This is a genomic window from Micromonospora yongxingensis, from assembly GCF_052601155.1.
Genome location: NZ_JBQXEO010000001.1, coordinates 583586 through 606425, shown reverse-complemented (window position 1 = coordinate 606425; position 22840 = coordinate 583586). Strand labels below are relative to the sequence as shown.

At 74.2% G+C, this 22840-nt stretch carries 20 protein-coding genes; 9 read left to right on the top strand and 11 right to left on the bottom strand.

Translation table 11 applies throughout. The features are described from left to right. Window position 1: 1 nt before the first annotated feature. The 3 genes from alr to ACTWLT_RS02920 all read right to left on the bottom strand — a co-directional run bounded on the left by alr (window position 2) and on the right by ACTWLT_RS02920 (window position 3100). The gene (alr, locus tag ACTWLT_RS02930) at window positions 2–1120 is read right to left on the bottom strand and encodes an alanine racemase (protein WP_445316995.1); all 1119 of its coding nucleotides are present in this window, start codon (window positions 1118–1120) and stop codon (window positions 2–4) included. 89 nt (window positions 1121–1209) lie between these two features. Next, entirely contained in the window at window positions 1210–2679 is a 1470-nt protein-coding gene (locus ACTWLT_RS02925) for an NAD(P)H-hydrate dehydratase (protein WP_445316994.1), read from the bottom strand. A gap of 52 nt (window positions 2680–2731) precedes the next feature. Further along, the gene (locus ACTWLT_RS02920; protein WP_445316993.1) at window positions 2732–3100 is read right to left on the bottom strand and encodes a holo-ACP synthase; all 369 of its coding nucleotides are present in this window, start codon (window positions 3098–3100) and stop codon (window positions 2732–2734) included. A 173-nt stretch (window positions 3101–3273) separates the two neighbouring features. Here ACTWLT_RS02920 and ACTWLT_RS02915 point away from each other — a divergent pair, with 173 nt between their 5' ends. Together ACTWLT_RS02915 and ACTWLT_RS02910 are read left to right on the top strand one after the other, a co-directional pair. Continuing rightward, on the top strand, window positions 3274–3570 hold the full coding sequence (locus tag ACTWLT_RS02915) for a hypothetical protein (RefSeq protein WP_445316992.1): 297 nt from the start codon (window positions 3274–3276) through the stop codon (window positions 3568–3570). Continuing rightward, complete coding sequence (locus ACTWLT_RS02910; protein ID WP_445316991.1) at window positions 3567–5159, top strand: alpha/beta hydrolase; 1593 nt, start codon at window positions 3567–3569, stop codon at window positions 5157–5159. Before ACTWLT_RS02915 ends, ACTWLT_RS02910 begins: the two co-directional genes overlap by 4 nt. 94 nt (window positions 5160–5253) lie before the next feature. Here the strand turns inward: ACTWLT_RS02910 and glmS are convergent, their stop codons facing one another. After that, complete coding sequence (gene glmS, locus ACTWLT_RS02905; protein ID WP_445316990.1) at window positions 5254–7167, bottom strand: glutamine--fructose-6-phosphate transaminase (isomerizing); 1914 nt, start codon at window positions 7165–7167, stop codon at window positions 5254–5256. A gap of 238 nt (window positions 7168–7405) precedes the next feature. On the opposite strand from glmS, the gene ACTWLT_RS02900 reads away from it, so the two are divergent. After that, window positions 7406–8329, top strand: coding sequence for an MmpS family transport accessory protein (locus ACTWLT_RS02900; protein ID WP_445316989.1), 924 nt, complete (start codon window positions 7406–7408; stop codon window positions 8327–8329). Further along, window positions 8326–9519 carry a pyridoxal phosphate-dependent aminotransferase gene (locus tag ACTWLT_RS02895; protein WP_445316988.1) on the top strand — a complete coding sequence of 398 codons (1194 nt, stop codon included), beginning with the start codon at window positions 8326–8328 and terminating at the stop codon, window positions 9517–9519. The genes ACTWLT_RS02900 and ACTWLT_RS02895 overlap by 4 nt, the downstream gene beginning before the upstream one ends. Before the next feature lie 47 nt (window positions 9520–9566). Here the strand turns inward: ACTWLT_RS02895 and glmM are convergent, their stop codons facing one another. From glmM to ACTWLT_RS02860, 7 genes are all read right to left on the bottom strand, one after another. Further along, window positions 9567–10922, bottom strand: coding sequence for a phosphoglucosamine mutase (gene glmM, locus ACTWLT_RS02890; RefSeq protein ID WP_445316987.1), 1356 nt, complete (start codon window positions 10920–10922; stop codon window positions 9567–9569). A 116-nt stretch (window positions 10923–11038) separates the two neighbouring features. Further along, on the bottom strand, window positions 11039–11524 hold the full coding sequence (gene rpsI / locus ACTWLT_RS02885) for a 30S ribosomal protein S9 (RefSeq protein WP_445316986.1): 486 nt from the start codon (window positions 11522–11524) through the stop codon (window positions 11039–11041). A gap of 20 nt (window positions 11525–11544) precedes the next feature. Then, entirely contained in the window at window positions 11545–11988 is a 444-nt protein-coding gene (rplM, locus tag ACTWLT_RS02880; RefSeq protein WP_007465158.1) for a 50S ribosomal protein L13, read from the bottom strand. Window positions 11989–12197: 209 nt separating this feature from the next. Then, entirely contained in the window at window positions 12198–13580 is a 1383-nt protein-coding gene (locus tag ACTWLT_RS02875; RefSeq protein ID WP_445316985.1) for a nitrate/nitrite transporter, read from the bottom strand. A 163-nt stretch (window positions 13581–13743) separates the two neighbouring features. Then, window positions 13744–14088, bottom strand: a complete 345-nt coding sequence (locus ACTWLT_RS02870) for a hypothetical protein (RefSeq protein WP_252418903.1) — start codon at window positions 14086–14088, stop codon at window positions 13744–13746. Further along, window positions 14027–14284 (bottom strand): DUF6364 family protein, encoded by a 258-nt coding sequence (locus ACTWLT_RS02865; protein ID WP_252418902.1) that lies wholly within the window; start codon window positions 14282–14284, stop codon window positions 14027–14029. Before ACTWLT_RS02865 ends, ACTWLT_RS02870 begins: the two co-directional genes overlap by 62 nt. Window positions 14285–14397: 113 nt before the next feature. Further along, on the bottom strand, window positions 14398–15090 hold the full coding sequence (locus ACTWLT_RS02860) for a class I SAM-dependent methyltransferase (protein ID WP_445316984.1): 693 nt from the start codon (window positions 15088–15090) through the stop codon (window positions 14398–14400). A gap of 158 nt (window positions 15091–15248) precedes the next feature. On the opposite strand from ACTWLT_RS02860, the gene ACTWLT_RS02855 reads away from it, so the two are divergent. The 5 genes from ACTWLT_RS02855 to ACTWLT_RS02835 are packed head-to-tail and all read left to right on the top strand — an operon-like array spanning window position 15249 to window position 22825. Beyond that, the gene (locus tag ACTWLT_RS02855; protein ID WP_510182476.1) at window positions 15249–17405 is read left to right on the top strand and encodes a molybdopterin oxidoreductase family protein; all 2157 of its coding nucleotides are present in this window, start codon (window positions 15249–15251) and stop codon (window positions 17403–17405) included. Then, window positions 17402–18841, top strand: coding sequence for an FAD-dependent oxidoreductase (locus ACTWLT_RS02850; RefSeq protein ID WP_445316983.1), 1440 nt, complete (start codon window positions 17402–17404; stop codon window positions 18839–18841). The genes ACTWLT_RS02855 and ACTWLT_RS02850 overlap by 4 nt, the downstream gene beginning before the upstream one ends. Next, window positions 18838–21399, top strand: coding sequence for a nitrite reductase large subunit NirB (nirB, locus tag ACTWLT_RS02845; RefSeq protein WP_445316982.1), 2562 nt, complete (start codon window positions 18838–18840; stop codon window positions 21397–21399). The genes ACTWLT_RS02850 and nirB overlap by 4 nt, the downstream gene beginning before the upstream one ends. After that, complete coding sequence (gene nirD, locus ACTWLT_RS02840; protein ID WP_445316981.1) at window positions 21396–21737, top strand: nitrite reductase small subunit NirD; 342 nt, start codon at window positions 21396–21398, stop codon at window positions 21735–21737. The genes nirB and nirD overlap by 4 nt, the downstream gene beginning before the upstream one ends. Continuing rightward, window positions 21737–22825, top strand: coding sequence for a uroporphyrinogen-III synthase (locus tag ACTWLT_RS02835; RefSeq protein ID WP_252418897.1), 1089 nt, complete (start codon window positions 21737–21739; stop codon window positions 22823–22825). Before nirD ends, ACTWLT_RS02835 begins: the two co-directional genes overlap by 1 nt. Window positions 22826–22840: the final 15 nt, after the last annotated feature.

Here is a 22840-nt window from a genome sequence, read left to right as displayed (position 1 = left end):
CTCACGGCCGCTCACCGTCATAGACCCTCGGCACCCGCGTGCTGCCGAACCGGGTGACGATCTCGTAGTTGATCGTGCCGACCGCCTCGGCCCAGTCGTCGGCGGTCGGCTCGCCGTCGGCGCCGCTGCCGAAGAGCGTCGCCACGTCGCCGTCGGCCACCGGGTCGTCGCCGCAGTCGAGCACGAACTGATCCATGCAGACCCGCCCGGAGATGGTCCGCCGCGCGCCGGCGAGCTGCACCGGCCCACTGTTGGACGCGTGGCGGGGCACCCCGTCGGCGTACCCGAGCGGCACCACGGCCAGGTTCGCGTCGGTCTCGGTCGTGTAGGTGTGCCCGTAGGAGACACCGGTGCCGGCCGGCACCCGCTTGCTGAGCATCACCCGGGCTCGCGCGGTCATCGCCGGCCGCAGCCCGTACGTCTCGCCGGCCACCGGGGAGAGCCCGTAGATGGCCAGCCCGGGGCGGACCAGGTCGAAGTGGGTGTCCGGACGGGTCAGGGTGGCCGCGGAGTTGGCCAGGTGCCGCCAGCGCGGGCGCAGGCCGGCCTTCTCGACCATCGCCAGCCCCTCGTGGAAGACGGCCAACTGCCGGTCCGTGGTGGGGTGGCCGGGCATGTCCGCGTACACGAAGTGGCTCCACACGCCGACCACCTCGATCAGGCCGTCGGCCTGCGCCTTGGCGGCGGCGTCCAGCAGCGCCGGCCAGTCGGCGACGGTCGCCCCGCCCCGGGACAACCCGGTGTCGATCTTCAGGTGCAGCCGGGCCGGGCGCTCGGCGCGCCGGCTGGCCTCGATCATCTCGTCCAGTTGCGCCAGGCTGGCGGCGGCCAGGTCCACCCCGGCGCTGACGCCCTCGTGCAGCGGCAGCCCGGGAGCGAGGAGCCAGGCCAGCACCGGCGCGGTCACGCCGGCCCGGCGCAGGGTGAGCGCCTCGTCGAGGGTGCAGACACCGAGCCAGTCCGCTCCGGCGTCGAGTGCCGCGCGGGCGGCCGGGAGCATGCCGTGGCCGTACCCGTCGGCCTTGACCACCGCCATCAGCTCGGCGGTGGTGCCGGCGCGGAGTCGGCTCACGTTCGCACGGATCGCGTCAAGATCGACGCGTACCTCGGCCTGCCACATGCACCAAGCCTACTTTCCGCCGTGATCACCGTGGGCGGCGACGCACGTCCCTACCGCCGATCCGGTCGGCCAACTCGATACCGGCATGTTCAGCCCAACCGGGCGATGACCGGGCGCAGGGCCGTCGCCACGTCCGGCGCGGTCACCGGCCCGCCGCGAGCCGCCTCCCGGCCCGCCAGGCCGTGCAGGTACGCCGCCGCGGCCGCCGCCCGCTCGGGGGGCAGGCCGGCCGCCAGCAGCGAGCCGAGCAGCCCGGCCAGAACGTCACCGGTGCCGCCGGTGGCCAGCGCCGAGGTGCCGGTCGGGTTGACGTACGCCCGGCCGTCCGGGGTGGCGATCACCGTGCGGTCCCCCTTGAGCAGCACCACCGCGTTCATCCAGGCGGCCAGCCGCAGTGCCGCGCCGACCCGGTCGGCGCCGGGTTCCTCCCCGCAGAGCCGGCTGAACTCCCGGTCGTGCGGCGTGACCACGATCGGCGCGTCCCGGCCGCGCAGCCGGTCGGCGAGCGAACCGTCCACGAGCAGCGTCAGCGCGTCGGCGTCGAGCACCACCGGCACCGGTGCGGCGAGCACGGCGCGCAGCTCGGCGGCCGCATCCTCACCGGTGCCCAACCCGGAGCCGCAGACCCAGGCCTGCACCCGGCCCGCCTCGGCGACCCGCCCGGTGGCGATCACCGAGGGGTGCTGGTGCAGCACCTCCGCCCGGGCGCCGCCGGCGTAGCGGACCATGCCGGTCGGCCCGGCCAGCGCCCCACCGACGGAGAGCACCGCCGCGCCCGGGTAGACCGCCGAGCCGGTGGCCACGCCGACCACGCCCCGGGTGTACTTCTCCGACGCCGGACCGAGCCTCGGCCACCAGTCGACCAGGTCGGACCACTCGGTGACCCGCAACGCCGGGGTGCCCCGCAGCCACGGCCGCAACCCGATGTCGACCAGCTCCACGTGGCCGGCCAGGACGGCGGCCGGCCCCACGACCAGGGCGGGCTTCAGTGCGCCGAAGGTCACCGTCACGTCGGCGCGGACCGCGGTGGGCCGGCCGGACGCGGCCAGCGGCACGTGCCCGGTGTCCACCGCCACCCCGCTCGGCACGTCGACCGCCAGCACGGTGGCCCGACGGCCGTCCCGCCCGTGCAGCTCACCGAGCCGCTGCACCACCTCGTCGGCGTTCGTCCGCAGGCCACCACTGCCGCCGATGCCGACGATGCCGTCGAGGACCACGTCCACCGGCCCGACCGGTCGGTCCACCAGCCGGCCGCCGGCGGCCCGCAGCGCGGCCAGCCCGGCGGCGTGCGCCCGCCCGGGGGTGAGCAGCAGGGCGGTCACGGCGACGCCCCGGCGGGCCAGCCGCTCCCCGGCGTACAGCGCGTCGCCGCCGTTGTCACCGGAGCCGACCAGCAGCAGGACCCGCCCGCCGTACAGCCCGCCGCGCTCGGCGAGCAGCAGCGCGGCCCGGCGGGCCAACCCGGCGGCGGCCCGCTGCATCAGCGTGCCCTCCGGCAGCGTGCCCATCAGCCCCGCCTCGGCCGCCCGTACGTCGGCCACCCGCCACACCGGTCTCATGCGTGTCCCAATCCGTTTCTCGGGCGGGCCGCGACGGCCCACCCGGCCGACGTCATCGTTCCGCGACCACCATCGCCGACGCGATCCCGCCGTCGTGCGACAACGAGAGATGCCAGTGGTTGACCCCACGCTCGACCGCCACCGCCGCGACCGTGCCGGTGACCGTCAGCCAGGGGCGGCCGTCCGGGTCGGGCACGATCTCGCAGTCGTGCCAGCTCAGCCCAGCCGGCGCGCCGAGCGCCTTGGCGACGGCCTCCTTGGCGGCGAAGCGGGCGGCGAGCGATTCCGGTGAGCGCGGGCTGCCGGAGCTGGTGTGCCGCTCGGCCTCGGTGAAGAGCCGGTCGGCGAGCAGCGGCGTCCGCGCCAGTGCCCGGGCGAACCGGTCCACCAGGACGACGTCGATGCCGACAGCGACGATCACCAGACCACCCTACCGGCGGTGGAGGCGGCAGATTAGCCGTCGGGACCGCGGTGGACAACGCCTGTGGACAGGCCGGGGTACGCCCGCCGCCGGCTGTCCACAGGGAACTCCCGGCCGCCCCTGCCACGCCTAGCGTCGGCGCGTCGATGTCGATCGTCCACGGGGGTGTGGTCATGACCGAGGAGCCGTTCACCGTTCAACCGGAGGAGCTGCGCGCCGTGGCCGTCGCGCTCGACGGTGAGGCGCACCGTCTGGCGCTGGGCCTGGCCGGGGTGCCCGGGCTGCTGGTGCCGGCGCCGGGCTGGCGGGCCGCCGCCGCCCTGGCCGGGCTGGAGGCGGCCGGCCACGCCTGGCTCTGCCGGCTGGGCGCCCGGGTGGCGGCGACCGCCGGTGGGGTCCGGGCGGCGGCGGAGGCGTACGAGACGGTCGACGACCGGGCCGCCGGCCGGTTCGCCGGAATTCCCCGGTGACCACCGTCGGCTACCGGCAGCTCTGGGCCGCCGATCCGGCCGGGTGGCGGGCCGCGGGGGCTGCCTGGGCGGGGTTGACCGGGCCGGTCGAGCGGCGTGCCGGCGAGGTGGGTGGGGCCGCCGGGCGGCTGCGGGGCGGCTGGTCCGGTGCGGCCGCCACGGCGGCGGACGCCCGGCTCGTCGGCCTGCGCGACGAGCTGACCTCGGTCGCGCCAGCCCTGATCGAGGCCGACCAGGTGCTCGCCGAGCTGGCCGGCCGGCTGGTGGTGGCGAAGGCGCGGCTCGGTGAGGCGGTCGCCCTGGCCGACGCGGCCGGTCTGGTGGTGGACCGGACGGGCGGGGTGCACGTTGATCCGACCCGGCTCCGGCCGACCGAGCGGGCCGGCGCGGCGGCGGCGAGGGTGGCGGCGGCGCTGCGGGACGCGCTCGACCGGGCCGGCGCGGCCGACCGCACCGCTGCCGACCGGTTGGACGAGCTGGCCCGGGCCGCCGGGTCCGGTTGGGCGTCCCCGCCACCGCCCGGCCGGCCGGCTCCCGGTGCCGCTCCCGCGCTGGTCCGGGCCTGGTGGTCCGGGTTGACGCCGGCGCAGCGACGGTGGCTGGTCGGGCACGAGCCGGCCCTGGTCGGCCGGCTGGACGGGGTGCCGGTGGCCGCCCGCGACCAGGCCAACCGGCTGCGTCTCGGTGCCTGGCGCGAGGAGTTGCTGGCCGAGCGCCGGCGGCTGCTGGCCCGGGTGCCGCCGGGGCCGGCGGCGTCGGTGCGGCTGCGCGCGGTGGCGGCGCGGCTGGCCGGTCTGGACACGCTGACCGGGCGGCTGGCGGCGGCCGGGGAGCCGCGGGCGTACCTGCTCGGGCTGGACCCGGCCGGTGAGGGGCGGGCGGTGGTGGCGCTCGGCGACCCGGACCACGCCGACCGGGTGCTGACCTACGTGCCGGGGATGACGGCCGGGTTGGACGACGCTCCCGGCGAGTTGAGCAGGGCGGCGCGGGTCCTGGACCGGTGCGCCGCGCTCGCCCCGGGTGAACGCAGCTCGGCGGTGCTCTGGCTCGACTACGACGCACCGGACTTCCTGCCCGAGGCGGCCTCGGCCGACCAGGCCCGGGATGCCGGGCCGGCGTTGCACCGTTTCCAGGAGGGGCTGCGGGTCAGCCACGAGGGGCCGCCGGCACGGCAGACCGTCCTCGGGCACAGCTACGGCTCGCTGGTGGTGGGCACGGCGGCCCGGGAGCACGGGTTGGCCGCCGATGCGCTGGTCTTCGTCGGTTCGCCCGGGGTCGGCGCGACGCACGCCGCCGAGCTGGGTGTGCCGCCCGGGCAGGTCTGGGCCAGCAGCGCCCCCGACGACGTGATCCGGCTGGCCCGGCCCGCCGACGAGCTGGCCCGGCGGGCGCTGCTCGGCGCGGCTCCGCTCGCCACCGTGCTGGGCTGGCCCGACCGTACGGGGCACGAGCTGTGGTTCGGCCACGATCCGGCCGATCCCGGGTTCGGCGGGCGGGTCTTCCCCAGCGACCGGCGCGGGCACGCCGGCTACTGGGACCCGGGCAATCCGGCCCTCGACGGCATGGCCCGTGTCGTGCTCGGCCGCTGAGGGCGACAGCCGCGCAGCCGGTGTCCGCCCGCCCCACGACGAGGCCCCGGCCACCGCGGGTGCGGCGACCGGGGCTCAGAACCTCGACGGATGGCTACTCGACGGTGACCGACTTGGCCAGGTTGCGGGGCTGGTCCACGTCGTGACCCCGGGCGGCGGCGATCTCGGCGGCGAGCACCTGCAACGGCACCGTGGTCACCAGCGGGGCCAGCAGCGTCGGTGTACGCGGCACGTAGATCAGGTCGTCGGCGTACCGGACGACGGCCTCGTCGCCCTCCTCCGCGATCACGATGGTCCGCGCGCCGCGCGCCCGGACCTCCTGGATGTTGGAGACGACCTTGTCGTGCAGCATGCCCCGGCCGACCGGTGAGGGCACCACGCAGATCACCGGTGTGCCCTCGTCGATCAGCGAGATCGGGCCGTGCTTCAACTCACCGGCGGCGAAGCCCTCGGCGTGCATGTACGCCAGCTCCTTGAGCTTCAGCGCACCCTCCAGGGCCACCGGGTAGCCGACGTGCCGACCGATGAACAGGATGGTCGGCTCGGACTTCAGCTCGCGGGCCAGCTCGCGGACCGGCTCGATCCGGTCCAGCAGCTCGCGCAGCTTGCCCGGCATCTCCTGGAGCTGGGCCACCACCGCGCCCACCTCGTCGGCGAACTTGATGCCGCGTACCTGGGCCAGGTGCAGGCCGATCAGGTAGCAGGCGACGAGCTGGGTGAGGAACGCCTTGGTGGAGGCGACGGCGATCTCCGGGCCACCGTGGGTGTAGAGCACGGCGTCGGACTCGCGGGGGATGGTGGAGCCGTTGGTGTTGCAGATGGCCAGCACCCGGGCCTTCTGCTCCTTGGCGTGGCGCAGCGCCATCAGGGTGTCCATGGTCTCGCCGGACTGCGAGATGACCACGATGAGCGTGGAGCGGTCGAGCACCGGGTCGCGGTAGCGGAACTCGCTGGCCAGCTCCACCTCGCAGGGGATCCGGGTCCAGTGCTCGATGGCGTACTTCGCCACCATCCCGGCGTGGTAGGAGGTGCCGCAGGCCACGATGAAAATCTTGTCGACGTCGCGCAGGTCCTGGTCGCTGAGGCGGACCTCGTCCAGGGCGATCTCACCGGTCTCGGTGAGCCGGCCGAGCAGTGTGTCGGCGATCGCCTGCGGCTGCTCCGCGATCTCCTTGAGCATGAAGTAGTCGTAGCCGCCCTTCTCGGCGGCCGAGGAATCCCAGTCGATGTGGAAGTCCTTGCCGGCGGCGGGCTGGCCGTCGAAGTCGGTGATCTCGATGCTGTCACCGGTGATCAGGACGATCTGGTCCTGACCCAGCTCGACCGCTTCCCGGGTGTGCTCGATGAACGCGGCGACGTCGCTGGCCAGGTAGTTCTCCCCCTCGCCGCGACCGACCACCAGCGGCGAGTTGCGCCGGGCGCCGACGACCGCGCCGGGGATGCTGGCGTCGACGGCGAGCAGCGTGAACGCGCCCTCCAGCCGCTGGCAGACCACCCGCATGGCGGCAGCGAGCAGGTGCGGGCTGTCCGACTGGCCGGCGGCGCGCAGGTCGGCCAGAGCGGCGGAGAGCAGGTGCGCGGCGCACTCGGTGTCGGTGTCGCTGGTGAACTGGACGCCGTCGTCCTCGAGCTCGGCGCGGAGCTTGGCGAAGTTCTCGATGATGCCGTTGTGGATCACCGCGACCCGGCCGTCGGGGGCGAGGTGCGGGTGGGCGTTGCGGTCCGTCGGGCCGCCGTGGGTGGCCCAGCGGGTGTGCCCGATGCCGGTGGTGCCGTCACCGATGCCGATCGGGCTCGCCGCGCAGGACGTCGGATCGTCGGCGGCCCGCTCGGAGAGCACCTTCTCCAGGTTGGCAAGCTTGCCGGACTTCTTCTCGGTCAGCAGTTGGTCGTCGCAGACGATCGCGACGCCCGCCGAGTCGTAGCCGCGGTATTCCAACCGCCGCAGCCCGTCGAGCACGATGCCGAGTGCGGGGCGCGCGCCCGCGTATCCCACGATTCCACACATGGCCCGCAGCCTAACCCAGTTTCGCTCACCATGGTTGCTCGAAAGTCGGCTAAACAATCACTGGATCTGAGCGATCGGTGGCTACCAGGTCGCAACGGGGACGAGTTTCCGGCCCCGTCGCACCGCCCCGGGGCGACGGGGTTGCGGACGGGCCTGCGGGTGCGACAGTCTCTCGGCGGGTGCGGCGCGTCCCTTCCCTGGCCCGTTCGTCCCATACCCCCTCTCGTCCGGAGCAGCCATGTCCGACGCGTCCCCGCCCGATCCGTCCCCGACGCAACCCCCGGACCCGACGCAGCCCTCGGACCCGTCTGCCGCGGGCAGCCAGCCGACGAACCCGACATCCGACTGGACCTCGTCGGGCGCGTATCCGGCGCCCGACCCGCTGGCCCCCGGCCGACCCTGGGCACCACCGCCCCCGTGGACGCCCGGGCCGGCGACGCCCGGGCCGCTGCCCCCGTCGACCGGCCCCGACCCGTCTCCTGCCGGCTATCCACCGCCGGGCTGGGCGCCCGCCGGCCAACTACCGTCCGGCTGGCCGCCACCCGGCTACCCGCCGCCCTACCTCTACCCCGGGTATCCGCAGGGCGGTCCCCCGTCGGGCGGCAACGGCCGGGTGGTCGCGATCGTCGTCGCGGTCGTCGCGGCGGTCACCCTCGCCCTCTGCGGCTGCCTCTGCGCGGCCGGCCCGCTGATCGGCCTGTTGGCCCCGGGCCCGGTCGCCGAAGACCCGTACGACGATGGTCCCTTCGACGACGACCGCTGGTCCCCGCCGACCACCGCACCGACCACCACCGCACCGACACCCAGCAAGAAGCCGATCACCCGACCGACGTCGGGGCCGGCGCCCGTGACCGTGGTCTACGAGATCACCGGAAACGGGGAGGCGGACATCTCGCACTACGACGCCGAGAGCGACCTCATCCACGTCGACCGCGCGAAGCTGCCCTGGCGCACCACCATCCGGACCAACGGCCAGAGCCGGGTGATGGTGGAGGCCATCTGGTCCGACATCGACAACAACGGCCCGCTCGACTGCACGCTCACCATGACCGGCAGCGGCAGCCCGGTGGTCGACAGGACCCGGGGGGTACTGGATGACCACCTGCAGGCCCGAGTGAGGCTGGGTTGCGACCGGTGGGTGCCCGTAGGCTGGCGCAGGTGACGACGAGCACCGATGTCGACCCGCTGGTGGCCCGGATGCGGCCGTTCGGCACGACGATCTTCGCCGAGATGTCCGCCCTCGCCGTACGGACCGGCGCGGTCAACCTCGGGCAGGGCTTTCCGGACACCGACGGCCCACCGGAGATGCTGGCCGCCGCGGCCGAGGCGCTGCGTGGCGGGCAGAACCAGTACCCGCCCGGGCCGGGGATCCGCGCCCTGCGCGCGGCGGTCTCGGCCCACCAGCAGCGGTTCCACGACCTGGTGTACGACCCGGACGGCGAGATCGTGATCACCGCCGGGGCGACCGAGGCGGTCGCGGCCAGCATCCTCGCCCTCTGCGAGCCGGGCGACGAGGTGGTGTGCTTCGAGCCGTACTACGACTCGTACGCCGCCTCGGTCGCGCTGGCCGGCGCGGTCCGGCGGCCGGTCACCCTGCGTCCCGCCGTGGACGGTCGGTACGCCTTCGACCCGGCCGCGCTACGGGCCGCGTTCGGGCCGCGTACCCGGCTGGTGCTGCTCAACTCGCCGCACAACCCGACGGGCAAGGTCTTCACGCCGGCCGAGCTGGCGCTGATCGCCGAGCTGTGCCAGGAACACGGCGCGTACGCGGTCACCGACGAGGTGTACGAGCACCTGGTCTTCACCGACGCGGCGAGCCCGCACGTGCCGCTGGCCGGCCTGCCCGGCATGCGGGAGCGCACGTTGCGCATCTCGTCGGCGGGCAAGACGTTCTCCTGCACCGGTTGGAAGGTCGGCTGGGTCAGCGGTCCAGCGGCGCTGGTCTCGGCGGTGTTGCGGGTGAAGCAGTTCCTCACCTTCGTCAACGCCGCACCGCTGCAACCGGCGGTCGCCGTGGCGCTGGCCCTGCCGGACGACTACTTCACCGGCTTCCGGGACGGGCTCCAGCAGCGACGCGACCAGCTCGTCGGCGGTCTCACCGACGCCGGCTTCGACGTGCTCGCACCGGAGGGGACGTACTTCGTCACGGCCGACGTCACGGCCCTCGGCGGCCGGGACGGGGTGGAGTTCTGCCGCTCGCTGCCGGAGCGCTGCGGTGTGGTGGCGGTGCCCACCCAGGTCTTCTACGACGACGCCGAGGCGGGCCGGCGGTTGATCCGTTTCGCCTTCTGCAAGCGCCCCGAGGTCCTGACCGAAGCGGTGACCCGCCTCCGCCGACTCTCGACCTCCTGACAACCCACCCGCCCCGCGTACGGGGGCGGGTGGAGGGTGGCCGGTGGTTACGCCGTGGGGCTGGCGGTGCGGACCTGCTCGGCGATGCGCTCGGCGACAGACCGGGCGGTCTGCTCGGTGGCGGCCTCGACCATCACCCGGACCAGCGGCTCGGTGCCCGACGGGCGCAGCAGCACCCGACCGGTCTCGCCCAGCTCGGCCTCGGCCCGCTCGGCCTCGGCGCGGACGGCCGGCGCGTTGGCGCCGACGGTCCGGTCGCCGACCGGCACGTTGATGAGCACCTGGGGCAGCTTGGTGACCACCGAGGCCAGCTCGGCCAGGGACTGGCCGGTGGCCGCCATCCGGGCCATCAGGTGCAGGCCGGTGAGCACCCCGTCGCCGGTGGTGGCGTGGGCGGGCATGACGATGTGGCCGCTCTGCTCGCCGCCGAGCGCCAGGCCGGAGCCGCGCAGCTCCTCCAGCACGTACCGGTCGCCGACCTTGGTCTCGATCAGCCGGATGCCCTGCGCGGACATGGCCAGCCGCAGCCCGAGGTTGCTCATCACGGTGGCGACCAGGGTGTCCCGGGTGAGCGTGCCGGCGTCCCGCATGGCCAGGGCGAGGATCGCCATCACCTGGTCGCCGTCGACCTCGTCGCCGTCGGCGGTGACCGCCACGCAGCGGTCCGCGTCACCGTCGTGGGCGATGCCCAGGTGGGCGCCGTGCTCGACCACGGCCTCGCGCAGCGCGTCGATGTGGTTCGAGCCGCAGTCGTCGTTGATGTTGAGCCCGTCCGGCTCGGCGTGGATCGCGATGACCTCCGCGCCGGCCTCCCGGTAGGCGACCGGGGCGACCTCGGCGGCGGCGCCGTTGGCGCAGTCGACCACGACCTTGATTCCTTCGAGCCGGTGCGGCACCGTGCCGACCAGGTGCTGGACGTAGTGGTCCGCGCCGTCGAGCAGGTCGTGCACCCGGCCGACGCCGGCGCCGACCGGCCGGTCCCACGCGGTGGTGGCGTTCGTCTCGACGGCCGCCTCGATCTGCATCTCGATCTCGTCGGGCAGCTTGTGCCCACCGGCGGCGAAGAGCTTGATGCCGTTGTCCGGCATCGGGTTGTGGGACGCGGAGAGCATGACGCCCAGGTCGGCCTTGGCCTCTGCGGTGAGGTACGCCACCGCCGGGGTGGGCAGGACGCCGACCCGCACGACGTTGGCGCCGGCGCTGGTCAGCCCGGCCACCACGGCGGCCTCCAGCATCTCGCCGCTGGCCCGGGTGTCCCGGCCGACGACGGCGAGTGGCGGATGGCTGCGGTCCGTCTCCGCGAGTGTGTGCGCGGCGGCCACCGCGAGCGCGAGTGCCAACTCGGGGGTGAGATCCGCGTTCGCCCGCCCGCGTACGCCGTCCGTGCCGAACAACCGACCCATACCCGCCAACCTCCGATGAAACTGCCGATGAGGAGAAAGCGGAACGGCCGGCCCACCTCCCCGCTCGAGGGGAGGCGGACCGGCCGTCCGTCAGAAGTACAACGCGCTGGCGAAGATCAGCGCTTCGAGTACTGGGGAGCCTTACGGGCCTTCTTGAGGCCGTACTTCTTGCTCTCCTTGACCCGGGCGTCCCGGGTGAGGAAGCCGGCCTTCTTCAGGGCCGGCCGGTCGTCCGGCTCGTTCACGATCAGCGCGCGGGCGATGCCCAGTCGGAGCGCGCCGGCCTGCCCGGTGGTGCCGCCGCCACGCAGGTTGGCGATGACGTCGAACTGCTCGAGCTTCTCGGCGGTGACCAGCGGGTCCTTGATGAGCTGCTGGTGCACCTTGCTCGGGAAGTAGGCCTCGAGGTCCTGGCCGTTGCAGGTGATCTTGCCGGTGCCCGGGACGATACGGACCCGGACGATGGCCTCCTTGCGGCGGCCCACGGTCTGGATCGGCCGGTCACCACGAGGCGCGCGGGCGACGGGCGCCGGCGCCTCGGTGGCCTCGGTGGCCTCGGTGGCCTCGGGGGCAACCTCGGTCGTCTCGGTGATGTCGGTCATGCTGCTTCCTTCGCCCGCGCTCACTGCGCGATCTGCTTGATCTCGAACGGCACCGGCTGCTGCGCGAGGTGCGGGTGCTCGGCGCCGGCGTAGACCTTCAGCTTCTTGATCAGCTGACGGCCGAGCTTGTTGTGCGGGAGCATCCCCTTCACAGCCAGCTCGATGGCCCGCTCGGGGCGCTTGGTCAGCAGCTCGTCGTAGCCGACCTGCTTCAGGCCACCCGGGTAACCGGAGTGGCGGTAAGCGACCTTGGTCTGGCGCTTGTTGCCGGTCAGCGCAACCTTGCCCGCGTTCACGATGACGACGAAGTCGCCCGTGTCGACGTGCGGCGCGAAAGTCGGCTTGTGCTTACCACGCAGCAACGTGGCGGCGTGGGTGGCCAGGCGGCCCAGCACGACATCAGAGGCGTCGATGACGTGCCACTGACGCTCGATCTCACCCGGCTTCGGGCTGTACGTACGCACAGGTCTACCTTGTCTCGTCGTCGGTCTGGGGTCGCGCGCCGAGGTGACCAGATCTTGCAGGCCGGACCAGCGCGCACGAACGACCAAGCGTACCTGATAGGGCACGCCTCTGGATGTCGTACAACAGCAGGCAACGATACCCGGCGCCCCATCGGCAGGTCAAAACGGGGGTACGGCCGCGCGCGCCGGCGCCACCATCATGGCACAGGTCACACGCCGGCCAGCCGGGCCGGCCCCGGTCGGCGGTAGACGAACCAGGTCACCGCGAAACAGAGCGCGTACCACCCGATGAACGCGAGGTAGGCGGCGTCGGCGGTGCCGGAGGTGAGGAACGACTGGCGGAACGCGACGTTGACCAGGACCCCACCGGAGGCGCCCACCGCGCCCGCGATGCCGATGAGCGCGCCGGTCATCCGCCGCGCCCGGCGCGCGGCCGCCTCCGGGTCGGACCGGCCGTCGGCCACCGCGCTCGCCGCCCGGGCCCGGAAGATCGCCGGGATCATCTTGTACGTGGAGCCGTTGCCGACTCCGGAGAAGACGAACAGCGCGAGGAACCCGGTCAGGTAGAGCCCGAACGAGTGCTCCCGGGCCGCGTAGAGGACGACCCCCGCGCCGGCCGCCATCGCCACGAAGTTCCAGAAGGTCACCCGCGCCCCGCCCAGCCGGTCGGCGAGGTGCCCGCCCAGCGGCCGGATCAGTGAGCCGATCAGCGGGCCGAGGAACGTCAGCCAGGCGGCGTCGACCGGGGTGGGAAAGCGTTCGGCGAACTGGAGCTGGAGCACCTGGCCGAAGGCGAAGCCGAACCCGATGAACGACCCGAAGGTGCCGATGTACAGCAGAGACATGACCCAGGTGTGCGGGTCGCGGGCCGCCTCGCGCAGCGCACCGGGCTCGTTGCGGGCGCCGGGGACGGTGTCCAGCCAGCGGGTCGCCGCCAGGGCGGCCAGCACGATCAGCGGCAGGTAGACCGCCGGCACCAGCCGGGGGTACGCGGCCCCGGCGGTGGCCAGCACCGCCAGCCCGACCAGCTGTACCGCCGGCACGCCCAGGTTGCCGCCGCCGGCGTTGAGCCCGAGGGCCCGACCCTTGAGCCGCTGTGGATAGAACAGGTTGATGTTCGCCATCGAGGAGGCGAAGTTGCCGCCGCCGACCCCGGTCAGGCAGGCCAGCACCATCAGGGTCGCGTACGACACCCCCGGTTCGAGCAGTATCGCCATCGGCACGGTGGGCACCAGCAGCAGAAGGGCGCTGACGGTCGTCCACCGCCGTCCGCCGAAGCGGGCCACGGCCAGCGTGTACGGCAGTCGCAGCACCGCGCCCAGCGCGGCCGGCACGGCGGTGAGCAGGAACTTGCCGGCCGGGTCGATGCCGTACTCGGGACCGAGGAAGAGAACGGTCACCGACCAGAGGCTCCACACCGAGAAGCCGACGTGCTCGGCGAAGATCGAGACCCAGAGGTTGCGCCGGGCGATCGGCGCGCCGGTCGTCCGCCAGAAGTCGGGGTCCTCGGGGCGCCAGTCGTCGAGCTCGCGCCCGCGTCCGGCGGCGGCCGGCGGCGCGGTGGTGACTGCGGTGCTGGTGAGGGTGCTCACGGTGGCTCCTCCTCGTCGATGTGACCAGGGGGAACGCTAGGAACACCGGGTTACCGGGCAGTGCCCGTCGCGGGTCGGTGGGGAAACGGGGGCCGCACCGCGGCCCGGCGGCGGTGGTGAGGCTGGCGTGCGGACGGGGCCGGGCGGGCAGCGGCGGCGGCGCTCAGAGCTGCTGGAGGATGCGCAGCGCGCGGCCGACGCGGAGCATGGTGTCGGTGTCGGCGACGTCCACGCAGTCGGTGAACCACTTCTTCATCGGGGAGGAGAGCCGGTCGGGCATCACCACGTACCGGCCCATCGACACCGCGAGCGGAGAGTCGCGCAGCAGCGACTCCTCGACCACCTCCACCACGATCACGATGGGCACGTCGGTGGAGTTGTAGACGTCCGAGCTGATCACGAGTCCGAGGCGTTCCCGAGCGCCCTCGATGCGCCAGATCTCACCTCTACGCAGCACGCGGCCGGCCGCGGAAGAGCAGGTCGTCGACCATGCCCACCTCGCGGGCATCGGCGAGGGCGGCGGATTCCAGGTCCAGACCGGCGCGGCCCACGGCGGCGGCGTGCGCGGTGAAGACCTCGCGCAGTGCCTTCTCGCGGGCGGCCTGGTCCATCCACGCGGAGAGCGACAGCCCCTCGCGCTTGGCGAACCGCCTGGCCTCCTCGATCGTCTCGTCTGTGAACGACAGGGTCACCTTGGCAGTCATGCCGCTGAGACTACCCAGCGGTATGACTGTCAGTCATCCATGAATGCCGTCAGCCCACCGTAGGCGTCGAAAGGCACTCCGGTGATGTTTCCGGCACCGGCCCGTCGTCACCGTCAGGCCCGGCCGCCGAACACCGCGAAACGCCACTCCTTGAAGAAGCAGTCGACGTCGACCAGGCCGGCCTCGGTGAGCCACCGGCACTGGTCGGCCACGGTCGCCGGCCGGTCGTGTCGCATCCGCTCCCGGGCGGCCGCGATCTCGGCCGGGTCCGAGCCCAGCTCGGTGATCCGCGTGGTCCACACCTCGTCGTAGCGCCGGTCGAGGGCCGGCGTCGGGCCGGCGACCTGCTCGGCGTTGACGAACACCCCGCCGGGCGCCAGCGCGGCGGCTGCCCGCCGGTAGAGAGCACGCTTGCCGGCGTCGTCCAGGTGGTGGATCGCCAGCGCGCTGACCACCGCGTCGTACCGGCCGGCCGGCAGCGGGTCGGCCAGGTCGGCCCGCACCGTGCGGTGCGGCACGGACCGGGCGTCCAGCTCGTCGGCGGCGCGGGCGAGCATCGCCGGAGCGGCGTCCACAAGGGTCAGCCGCACCCCCGGCACGGCGGCGGCGAGCAGCAGCGAGAGCAGGCCGGTGCCGGCGCCCAGGTCCAGCACCTCCGGGGTACGACCGGCGGCGAGCGCGGCGCGCAGTGGTGGCGTGGCCACCTGCACGGCGGTGCCGTAGAAGGCGTCGAAGCAGGGCACCAGCCGTCGGCGGGCCTCGTCGTAGCTGCCGGCCACCGCGTCGAACGCGTCCGCCACACTCATCGCACTCTCCCAACAGTTGAGACAGTTTTCTCATATTCTAGGCCAGGGTGCCGTCCCGCGACCGCTCCCCCTGCCCCGGTGCGGTGTGAGGCCCACTTGACAGGACCGAAACAGAAGGGACCCGGACCGGAAACCGCCCGACGGCACGCTTTCCCGACATGACAGACGGTGCGCGGTTGGCAACGCGACCGGGGCGTCCACCCCGGGAGGTCGCGACGCACTGCCCGTACTGCGCCCTGCAGTGCGGGATGGTGCTGCGCGAGGACGCCGGCGCGGTGACGGTGCTTCCCCGCCAGTTCCCCACCAACCGGGGCGGGCTCTGCCAGAAGGGCTGGACCGCCGCCGAGCTGCTCGACCACCCGGAGCGGCTGACCACCCCGCTTCTGCGCGACCCGCACACCGGCGAGCTGCGCCCCGCGACCTGGGACGCCGCGCTCGACCGGATCGTCACCGGCATCCGTGCCATCCAGCGCGAGTCCGGCCGGGACGCGGTCGCCGTGTTCGGCGGCGGTGGGCTGACCAACGAGAAGGCGTACACGCTGGGGAAGTTCGCCCGGATCGCGCTGCGCACCCGGCACATCGACTACAACGGACGGTTCTGCATGTCCTCCGCCGCGGCCGCCGGGCTGCGCGCCTTCGGCGTCGACCGCGGACTGCCGTTCCCCCTGGCCGACCTGGCCCGGGCCGACACCGTGCTGCTGGTCGGCGCCAACCCGGCGGAGACCATGCCACCGATGGTCCGCTGGCTGACCGAGCAGCGCCGCAACGGCGGCCAACTCATCGTGGTCGACCCCCGGGCCACCGCCACCGCCCGCCAGGCCGACCTGCACCTGCAACCACTGCCGGGCACCGACCTCGCGGTGGCCAACGCGCTGCTGCACATCGCGCTCACCGAGGGTTGGATCGACCAGGCGTACGTGGCCGAGCGGACCACCGGCTTCCCGGCGGTGCGGCGCAGCGTGGCGGCCTGGTGGCCGGCCCGCGCCGAACAGCTCTCCGGTGTGCCGGTGGCCGACCTGGAGGCGACCGGCCGGGCCCTCGGCACCGCCGGGCGGGCGGTCATCCTCACCGCTCGCGGGGCCGAACAGCACGCCAAGGGCGTGGACACCGTCACGGCGTACGTCAACCTCGCCCTCGCCCTGGGCCTGCCCGGCCGCCCCGGCTCCGGGTACGGCTGCCTCACCGGCCAGGGCAACGGCCAGGGTGGACGGGAGCACGGGCAGAAGGCCGACCAGCTGCCCGGGTACCGGCGCATCGACGACCCCGTCGCGCGGGAGCACGTCGCCGGTGTCTGGGGCGTACCGGCCGACGAGCTGCCCGGCCCGGGCGTGCCGGCGTACCAGTTGCTCGACTCGCTCGGCACTCCGGACGGGCCACGGGCGCTGCTGGTGTTCGGCTCCAACCCGGTGGTGTCCGCGCCTCGGGCCGCCCGGGTCGAGGGCCGGCTGCGCGGGCTCGACCTGCTGGTCGTGGCCGATCTGTTGCTCTCCGAGACCGCCGCGCTGGCCGACGTGGTGCTGCCCACCGCGCAGTGGGCCGAGGAGGACGGCACGATGACCAATCTGGAGGGCCGGGTCCTGCGCCGCCGGGCGCTCCGCCAGCCCCCGTCCGGAGTCCGTACCGACCTGGCCATCCTCGCCGACCTGGCAGCCCGGTTGGCCGCCGCCGAACCGGCCACGCAACCGGCCGCCGCGGACCCGGTCGCCACCGCTGCGGCCCGGTTCCCGACCGACCCGGCCGCCGTCTTCGCGGAGCTGCGGCGGGCCTCCGCCGGAGGGCCGGCGGACTACGCCGGGATCAGCTGGTCCCGGATCGACGACGCCGACGGCGTCTTCTGGCCCTGCCCCACCGAGGACGGGCCGGACACCCCCCGGCTCTTCACCGACCGGTTCGCCACCCCGGACGGACGGGCCCGGTTCCATCCGGTGGACCACCGCCCCGCCGCCGAGCCGGTCTGCGCCGACTACCCGCTGCACTTCACCACCGGTCGCGTGCTCGCCCAGTACCAGTCCGGCACCCAGACCCGCCGGGTGGACGCGCTGCGCCGGGCCGCCCCGGGCGCCTTCGTCGAGCTGCACCCCGACCTGGCCGCCCGGCTCGGCATCGACGACGGCGACCCGGTACGGGTCACCTCGCGGCGGGGTGACCTGCGGGCGCCGGCCCGGCTCAGCCCGACCATCCGGCCGGACACGGTCTTCGCGCCGTTCCACTGGTCGGGCCCCGCCCGGGCCAACTCCGTCACCAACGACGCCGTGGACCCGATCTCCGGCATGCCGGAGTTCAAGATCTGCGCCGTCCGGGTGGAGAAGGCATGACCGAGCGCGTGGTGATCATCGGCAACGGGATGGCGGGCGCCCGGCTCGCCACCGAGCTGCACGCCCACGGCGGCGACCGGAAGGTCACCGTGCTCGGGGCCGAACCGCACCGGGCGTACAACCGGATCATGCTCTCCACCCTGCTGGCCGGCCGGATCGGCGAAGCGGACGTGGAACTGGCCGAGGCCGCCGGGCACGGCACCGACCTGCGCACGGGCGTGCCGGTCACCGGCATCGACCGGGTCGGCCGGGCGGTCCGGACCTCCGACGGCGACCGGATCGGCTACGACCACCTGGTGCTGGCCACCGGCAGCCGAGCGGCGGTGCCGCCGCTGCCCGGCCTGGACTCCGGAGAGCTGCCACGCCGCGTGGTGCCGTTCCGGACCCTGGACGACTGCCGGCGGATCCTCGCGGTCGCCGACGGCGCGCGCAGCGCGCTGGTCCTCGGCGGCGGACTGCTCGGTCTGGAGGCCGCCCGGGGGCTGGCCACCCGAGGGCTGGCGACCACCGTGGTCCACCCCACCGGGCACCTGATGGAACGTCAGCTCGATCCGGCGGCCGGCGCGGTGCTGGCCGGCACGCTGGCCGGCCTCGGTGTCCGCATCCAGTTGGCCGTGCCGGCCACCGGCGTGGCCGCGGATTCCGCCGGCGTCCGCCTCGACCTGGCCGACGGCCGCTCGCTCCACGCCGACCTGCTGGTGCTCTCCTGCGGAGTACGCCCCGACACCGCACTCGCCGCCGAAGCCGGCCTGGTCGTACGCCGTGGCGTCGTGGTGGACGACCGGCTGCGCACCAACGACCGGCGGATCTCCGCGATCGGCGACTGCGCGGAGCACGACGGCGTCCTCACCGGGCTGGTCGCGCCGGCCTGGGCCCAGGCACGGGTGCTCGCCCAGGTGCTCAGCGGAGCGGACCCGCTGGCCCGGTACCGTCCCCGGCCGTCGGTGACCCGGCTCAAGGCGGCCGGGATCGACCTGGCCGCGATGGGCGACGCCACCGACGGCGGGCCGGGCGAGGAACTGACGTTCATCGACCCGACCCGGGGCACCTACGCCCGGCTGCGCATCCGCGACGAGCGGCTGACCGGCGCGATCCTGCTCGGCGACAACCCGGCGGTCGGCACCGTGATCCAGCTCTTCGACCGGGGCCAGCCGGTCCCGGCGGACCGGCGGTCACTGCTGCTGGGCCGGGCATCGGGCGCCGCCGTCGCGGCGCCGGCGGCATCCCCCGCGCTGATGCCGGACGCGGCCACGGTCTGCCAGTGCAACAACGTGACCAAGGGTGCGTTGGTGACGTGCTGGCGCGCCGGCGCCCGGAGCGTCGACGCCGTCCTGGCGGCGACCCGGGCCGGCACCGGCTGCGGCGGCTGCCGGGACGCCGTCGCGGGGATCGTCGACTGGCTCTCCCAGGCAGACTCGGTGGAGGTGACGCGATGAACGGCGACCTGGTCGTCATCGGCAACGGCATGGTCGGGCAGCGTTTCGTGGACGCCCTACGCGCCCGCGACCCGCACGGACGGTGGCGGGTGACGGTGCTCGCCGAGGAGGGCCGCCCGGCATACGACCGGGTGCGGCTCTCGGCGTTCTTCGACGGCGTGGACGCGGACGCGTTGAACCTGCACACGCCGCACGAGGGGGTACGGCTGCGCCTCGGCGAACCGGCCACCGCGATCGACCGCGACCGGCGGGTGGTCAGCACGGCCACCGGCGAGCACCGGTACGACGCACTGGTGCTCGCCACCGGGTCGTACCCGTTCGTGCCACCGGTGCCCGGCGCGGACCTGCCCGGGGTCTTCGTCTACCGCACGCTCGACGACCTGGCGGCGATCCGGGAGTACGCCCGGGGCCGGCGGGCCGGTGCGGTGATCGGCGGCGGGCTGCTCGGGCTGGAGGCGGCGAACGCGCTGCGGCTGCTCGGCCTGAGCACCGACGTGGTCGAGTTCGCGCCCCGGCTGATGCCGGTGCAGGTGGACCCGGCCGGCGGCGCGATGCTCCGCCGGTACGTCGAGGAGCTGGGCGTACGGACCCATCTCGGGGTCGCCACCACCGCGATCCGGCCCGGCCCCGACGGCGCCGTGGCCGCCCTGGAACTCTCCGACGGTCGCACCGTCGACGCGGAACTGGTGGTGGTGGCCGCCGGCATCCGGCCCCGGGACGAGCTGGCCCGGGCCGCCGGCCTGACACTGGGACCGCGTGGCGGGGTGCTGGTCGACGACACCTGCCGCAGCGCCGACGAGCGGATCTGGGCCGTCGGCGAGTGCGCGGCGGTGGACGGCACCTGCCACGGCCTGGTCGCTCCGGGATACGCGACGGCCGAGGTGGTGGCGGACCGCCTGGTCGGCGGCGCGGCGACCTTCCCGGGCGCGGACACCGCCACCAAGCTGAAACTGCTCGGCGTCGACGTGGCCTCGTTCGGCGACGCGCACGGCACGACCCCGGGCTGCCTGGACGTCACGTTCACCGACCCCGCCACCCGGGTCTACGCCAAGCTGGTCCTCTCCGACGACGCGCGCACCCTGCTCGGCGGGGTGCTGGTCGGCGACGCGAGCGCGTACCCGACGTTGCGGGCCAGCGTCGGTGGTCCCCTGCCGGCCGCCCCGCTGGCGCTGCTCGCGCCGGACGGCGGCGGCGCGGACGCCGGTGCCCTGCCCGCCACCGCCCAGGTGTGTTCGTGCAACGCGGTGACCCGGGGCGACGTGGACGCCGCCATCGCCGGTGGCTGCGCGGACGTGCCGTCGTTGAAGGCGTGCACCAGGGCCGGCACCAGTTGCGGTTCCTGTGTGCCGATGCTGAAGCAACTCCTCGACGCGGCCGGGGTGGCGCAGTCCACCGCGCTCTGCGAGCACTTCGACGCCAGCCGGCGCGAGCTGTTCGAGATCGTCCGGGTACGCCGCATCCGCACCTTCTCCCGGCTGGTCGCCGAACACGGCCGGGGGCGCGGCTGCGACATCTGCAAGCCGGTGGTCGCGTCGATCCTCGCCTCGTTGGGCGCCGGGCACGTGCTCGACGGTGAGCGGGCGTCGTTGCAGGACACCAACGACCACTTCCTGGCGAACCTGCAACGCGACGGCAGCTACTCGGTGGTGCCCCGGATCCCCGGTGGAGAGATCACCCCGGAGAAGCTGATCGTCATCGGCGAGGTGGCCCGGGACTTCAAGCTCTACACGAAAATCACGGGCGGCCAGCGGATCGACCTGTTCGGGGCCCGGGTGGAGCAGTTGCCGCAGATCTGGCGGCGGCTGGTCGACGCGGGCTTCGAGTCGGGCCACGCGTACGGCAAGGCGCTGCGCACGGTGAAGTCCTGCGTCGGCGAGACCTGGTGCCGGTACGGGGTGCAGGACTCGGTGGGCCTGGCCGTCGCCCTGGAGCTGCGCTACCGGGGGTTGCGCGCCCCACACAAGATCAAGTCCGCGGTCTCCGGGTGCGCCCGTGAGTGCGCCGAGGCGCGCAGCAAGGACTTCGGCATCATCGCCACCGAGACCGGCTGGAACCTGTACGTCGGCGGCAACGGCGGCTTCCGACCCCGGCACGCCGACCTGTTCGCCTCTGACCTGTCCACGGACGCGCTGATCCAACTGATCGACAGGTTCCTGATCTACTACATCCGCACGGCCGACCGGCTGCAACGAACCGCCGCCTGGATCGAGGCCATGGACGGCGGCCTCGACCACCTGCGCGCGGTGATCGTCGACGACTCGCTGGGGCTCTGCGCCGACCTCGACGCGGCGATGGCCCACCACGTCGGGTCGTACTCCGACGAGTGGCGGGACGTGCTGGACGACCCGGAGCGCCTGCGCCGGTTCACCTCGTTCGTCAACGCCCCGGACGTGCCCGACCCGTCGATCACCTTCGCGCTGGAGCGGGGCCAGCCGGTGCCGACACGCGGCGGCACGCCCACCGCGCGCGACGAGCGGAGCGGCCGGGAACGCGAGCCCGTCGAAGCCGGTCGGCGGCGGCAGCCGGTGGCGCTCGGCCTGCCGGAGGTGCGGCGGTGAACGGCACCCTGACCTGGACCCCGGTCTGCCGGCTCGACCGGTTGGAAGCCGACCGGGGCGTCGCCGCCCTCGTCGACGGCGTGCAGGTGGCGCTCTTCCGGACCGCCGACGGGCTGTTCGCCATCGACAACCACGACCCCGTCAGCGGCGCGTACGTGCTGTCCCGGGGCATCGTGGGCAGCCGCGGCGACGTGCCGACGGTCGCCTCACCGCTGCACAAGCAGGTGTACGACCTGCGCACCGGGCGCTGCCTCGACCTGCCCGGAGTGTCGGTGACCCGGCACGCCGTGCGCTGCCGGGACGGGCTGGTCGAGGTGCGGCTGCGACAGGAGGACTGATGCGGGAGGAACTGGCCGGCTTCACCATCGGGGTGACCGCCGACCGGCGGCGCGACGAACTGGCCGCGCTGCTGCAGCGGCGGGGCGCCCGGGTGGTGCTCGCTCCGGCGCTGCGGATCGTGCCGCTGTCCGACGACACCGAGCTGCGCGAGGCGACCCGCGCCTGCCTGGACCAGCCGCCGGACATCCTGATGGCCAACACCGGCATCGGCATGCGCGGTTGGCTGGAGGCCGCCGAGGGCTGGGGGCTGGCCGAGTCGCTGCGCTCGGTGCTGGCCAGCTCGTACGTGGTGGCCAGGGGTCCCAAGGCGCGCGGCGCGATCCGGGCCGCCGGGCTGCACGACCAGTGGTCGCCGACCTCGGAGAGCTGCGACGAGGTGGTCGACCACCTGCGCCGGCGCGGCGTGGCCGGGCAGGTGATCGCCATGCAGCTGCACGGCGAGCGGCAGCCCGAGTGCACGCTGGCGCTGGAGGCGGCCGGCGCCACGGTGATCGAGGTGCCGGTCTACCGCTGGGCTCCCCCGACCGATCCCGCACCGCTGCACCGGCTGGTCGACCTCATCGCCGGCCGGCTGGTGGACGCCGTGACGTTCACCTCGGCGCCGGCGGCCGAGGCGCTGCTGCGGGCGGCCGGGGACCGGACCGAGGCCGTGCTGTCCGCGTTCCGCGGCGACGTGCTGGCAAGCTGCGTCGGTCCGGTGACCGCCGAGCCGCTGCTGCGGCGCGGAGTGCCGGTCAGCGCGCCGGGTCGGGCCCGACTGGGCGCACTGGTACGGACCATCGTCGACGAGCTGCCGCGCCGGACGACGACACTCAAGGCCGGCGGTCACCTGCTCACCCTGCGCGGCCACGCCGCGGTGATCGACGGTGAGCTGCGCCCGCTCGCCCCCGCCCCGATGGCGGTGCTGCGGGCCCTGGCCCAGTCCCCCGGCCGGGTGCTGTCCCGCACGGCGCTGCTGCGGACCCTGCCCCGGGGCGCCGACGAGCACGCGGTGGAGATGGCCGTGGCCCGCCTCCGGGCCGGCCTGCGCGCCCCCCGCGTGGTGCAGACCGTGGTCAAGCGCGGCTACCGGCTGCGGGTCGACTGACGGGTCGTGGCCGGC

Excerpts from the sequence above, each read along its gene's own strand:
- ACTWLT_RS02865 (WP_252418902.1), bottom strand. The coding sequence starts at position 14,284 with ATGACTGCCAAGGTGACCCTGTCGTTCACAGACGAGACGATCGAGGAG.
- ACTWLT_RS02850 (WP_445316983.1), top strand. The coding sequence starts at position 17,402 with ATGACCGAGCGCGTGGTGATCATCGGCAACGGGATGGCGGGCGCCCGG.
- ACTWLT_RS02835 (WP_252418897.1), top strand. The coding sequence starts at position 21,737 with ATGCGGGAGGAACTGGCCGGCTTCACCATCGGGGTGACCGCCGACCGG.
- nirB (WP_445316982.1), top strand. The coding sequence starts at position 18,838 with ATGAACGGCGACCTGGTCGTCATCGGCAACGGCATGGTCGGGCAGCGT.
- ACTWLT_RS02915 (WP_445316992.1), top strand. The coding sequence starts at position 3,274 with ATGACCGAGGAGCCGTTCACCGTTCAACCGGAGGAGCTGCGCGCCGTG.
- rpsI (WP_445316986.1), bottom strand. The coding sequence starts at position 11,524 with ATGACCGACATCACCGAGACGACCGAGGTTGCCCCCGAGGCCACCGAG.
- glmM (WP_445316987.1), bottom strand. The coding sequence starts at position 10,922 with ATGGGTCGGTTGTTCGGCACGGACGGCGTACGCGGGCGGGCGAACGCG.
- alr (WP_445316995.1), bottom strand. The coding sequence starts at position 1,120 with ATGTGGCAGGCCGAGGTACGCGTCGATCTTGACGCGATCCGTGCGAAC.
- ACTWLT_RS02855 (WP_510182476.1), top strand. The coding sequence starts at position 15,249 with ATGACAGACGGTGCGCGGTTGGCAACGCGACCGGGGCGTCCACCCCGG.
- ACTWLT_RS02870 (WP_252418903.1), bottom strand. The coding sequence starts at position 14,088 with ATGCCCGCGAGGTGGGCATGGTCGACGACCTGCTCTTCCGCGGCCGGC.
- glmS (WP_445316990.1), bottom strand. The coding sequence starts at position 7,167 with ATGTGTGGAATCGTGGGATACGCGGGCGCGCGCCCCGCACTCGGCATC.
- ACTWLT_RS02900 (WP_445316989.1), top strand. The coding sequence starts at position 7,406 with ATGTCCGACGCGTCCCCGCCCGATCCGTCCCCGACGCAACCCCCGGAC.
- ACTWLT_RS02860 (WP_445316984.1), bottom strand. The coding sequence starts at position 15,090 with ATGAGTGTGGCGGACGCGTTCGACGCGGTGGCCGGCAGCTACGACGAG.
- ACTWLT_RS02925 (WP_445316994.1), bottom strand. The coding sequence starts at position 2,679 with ATGAGACCGGTGTGGCGGGTGGCCGACGTACGGGCGGCCGAGGCGGGG.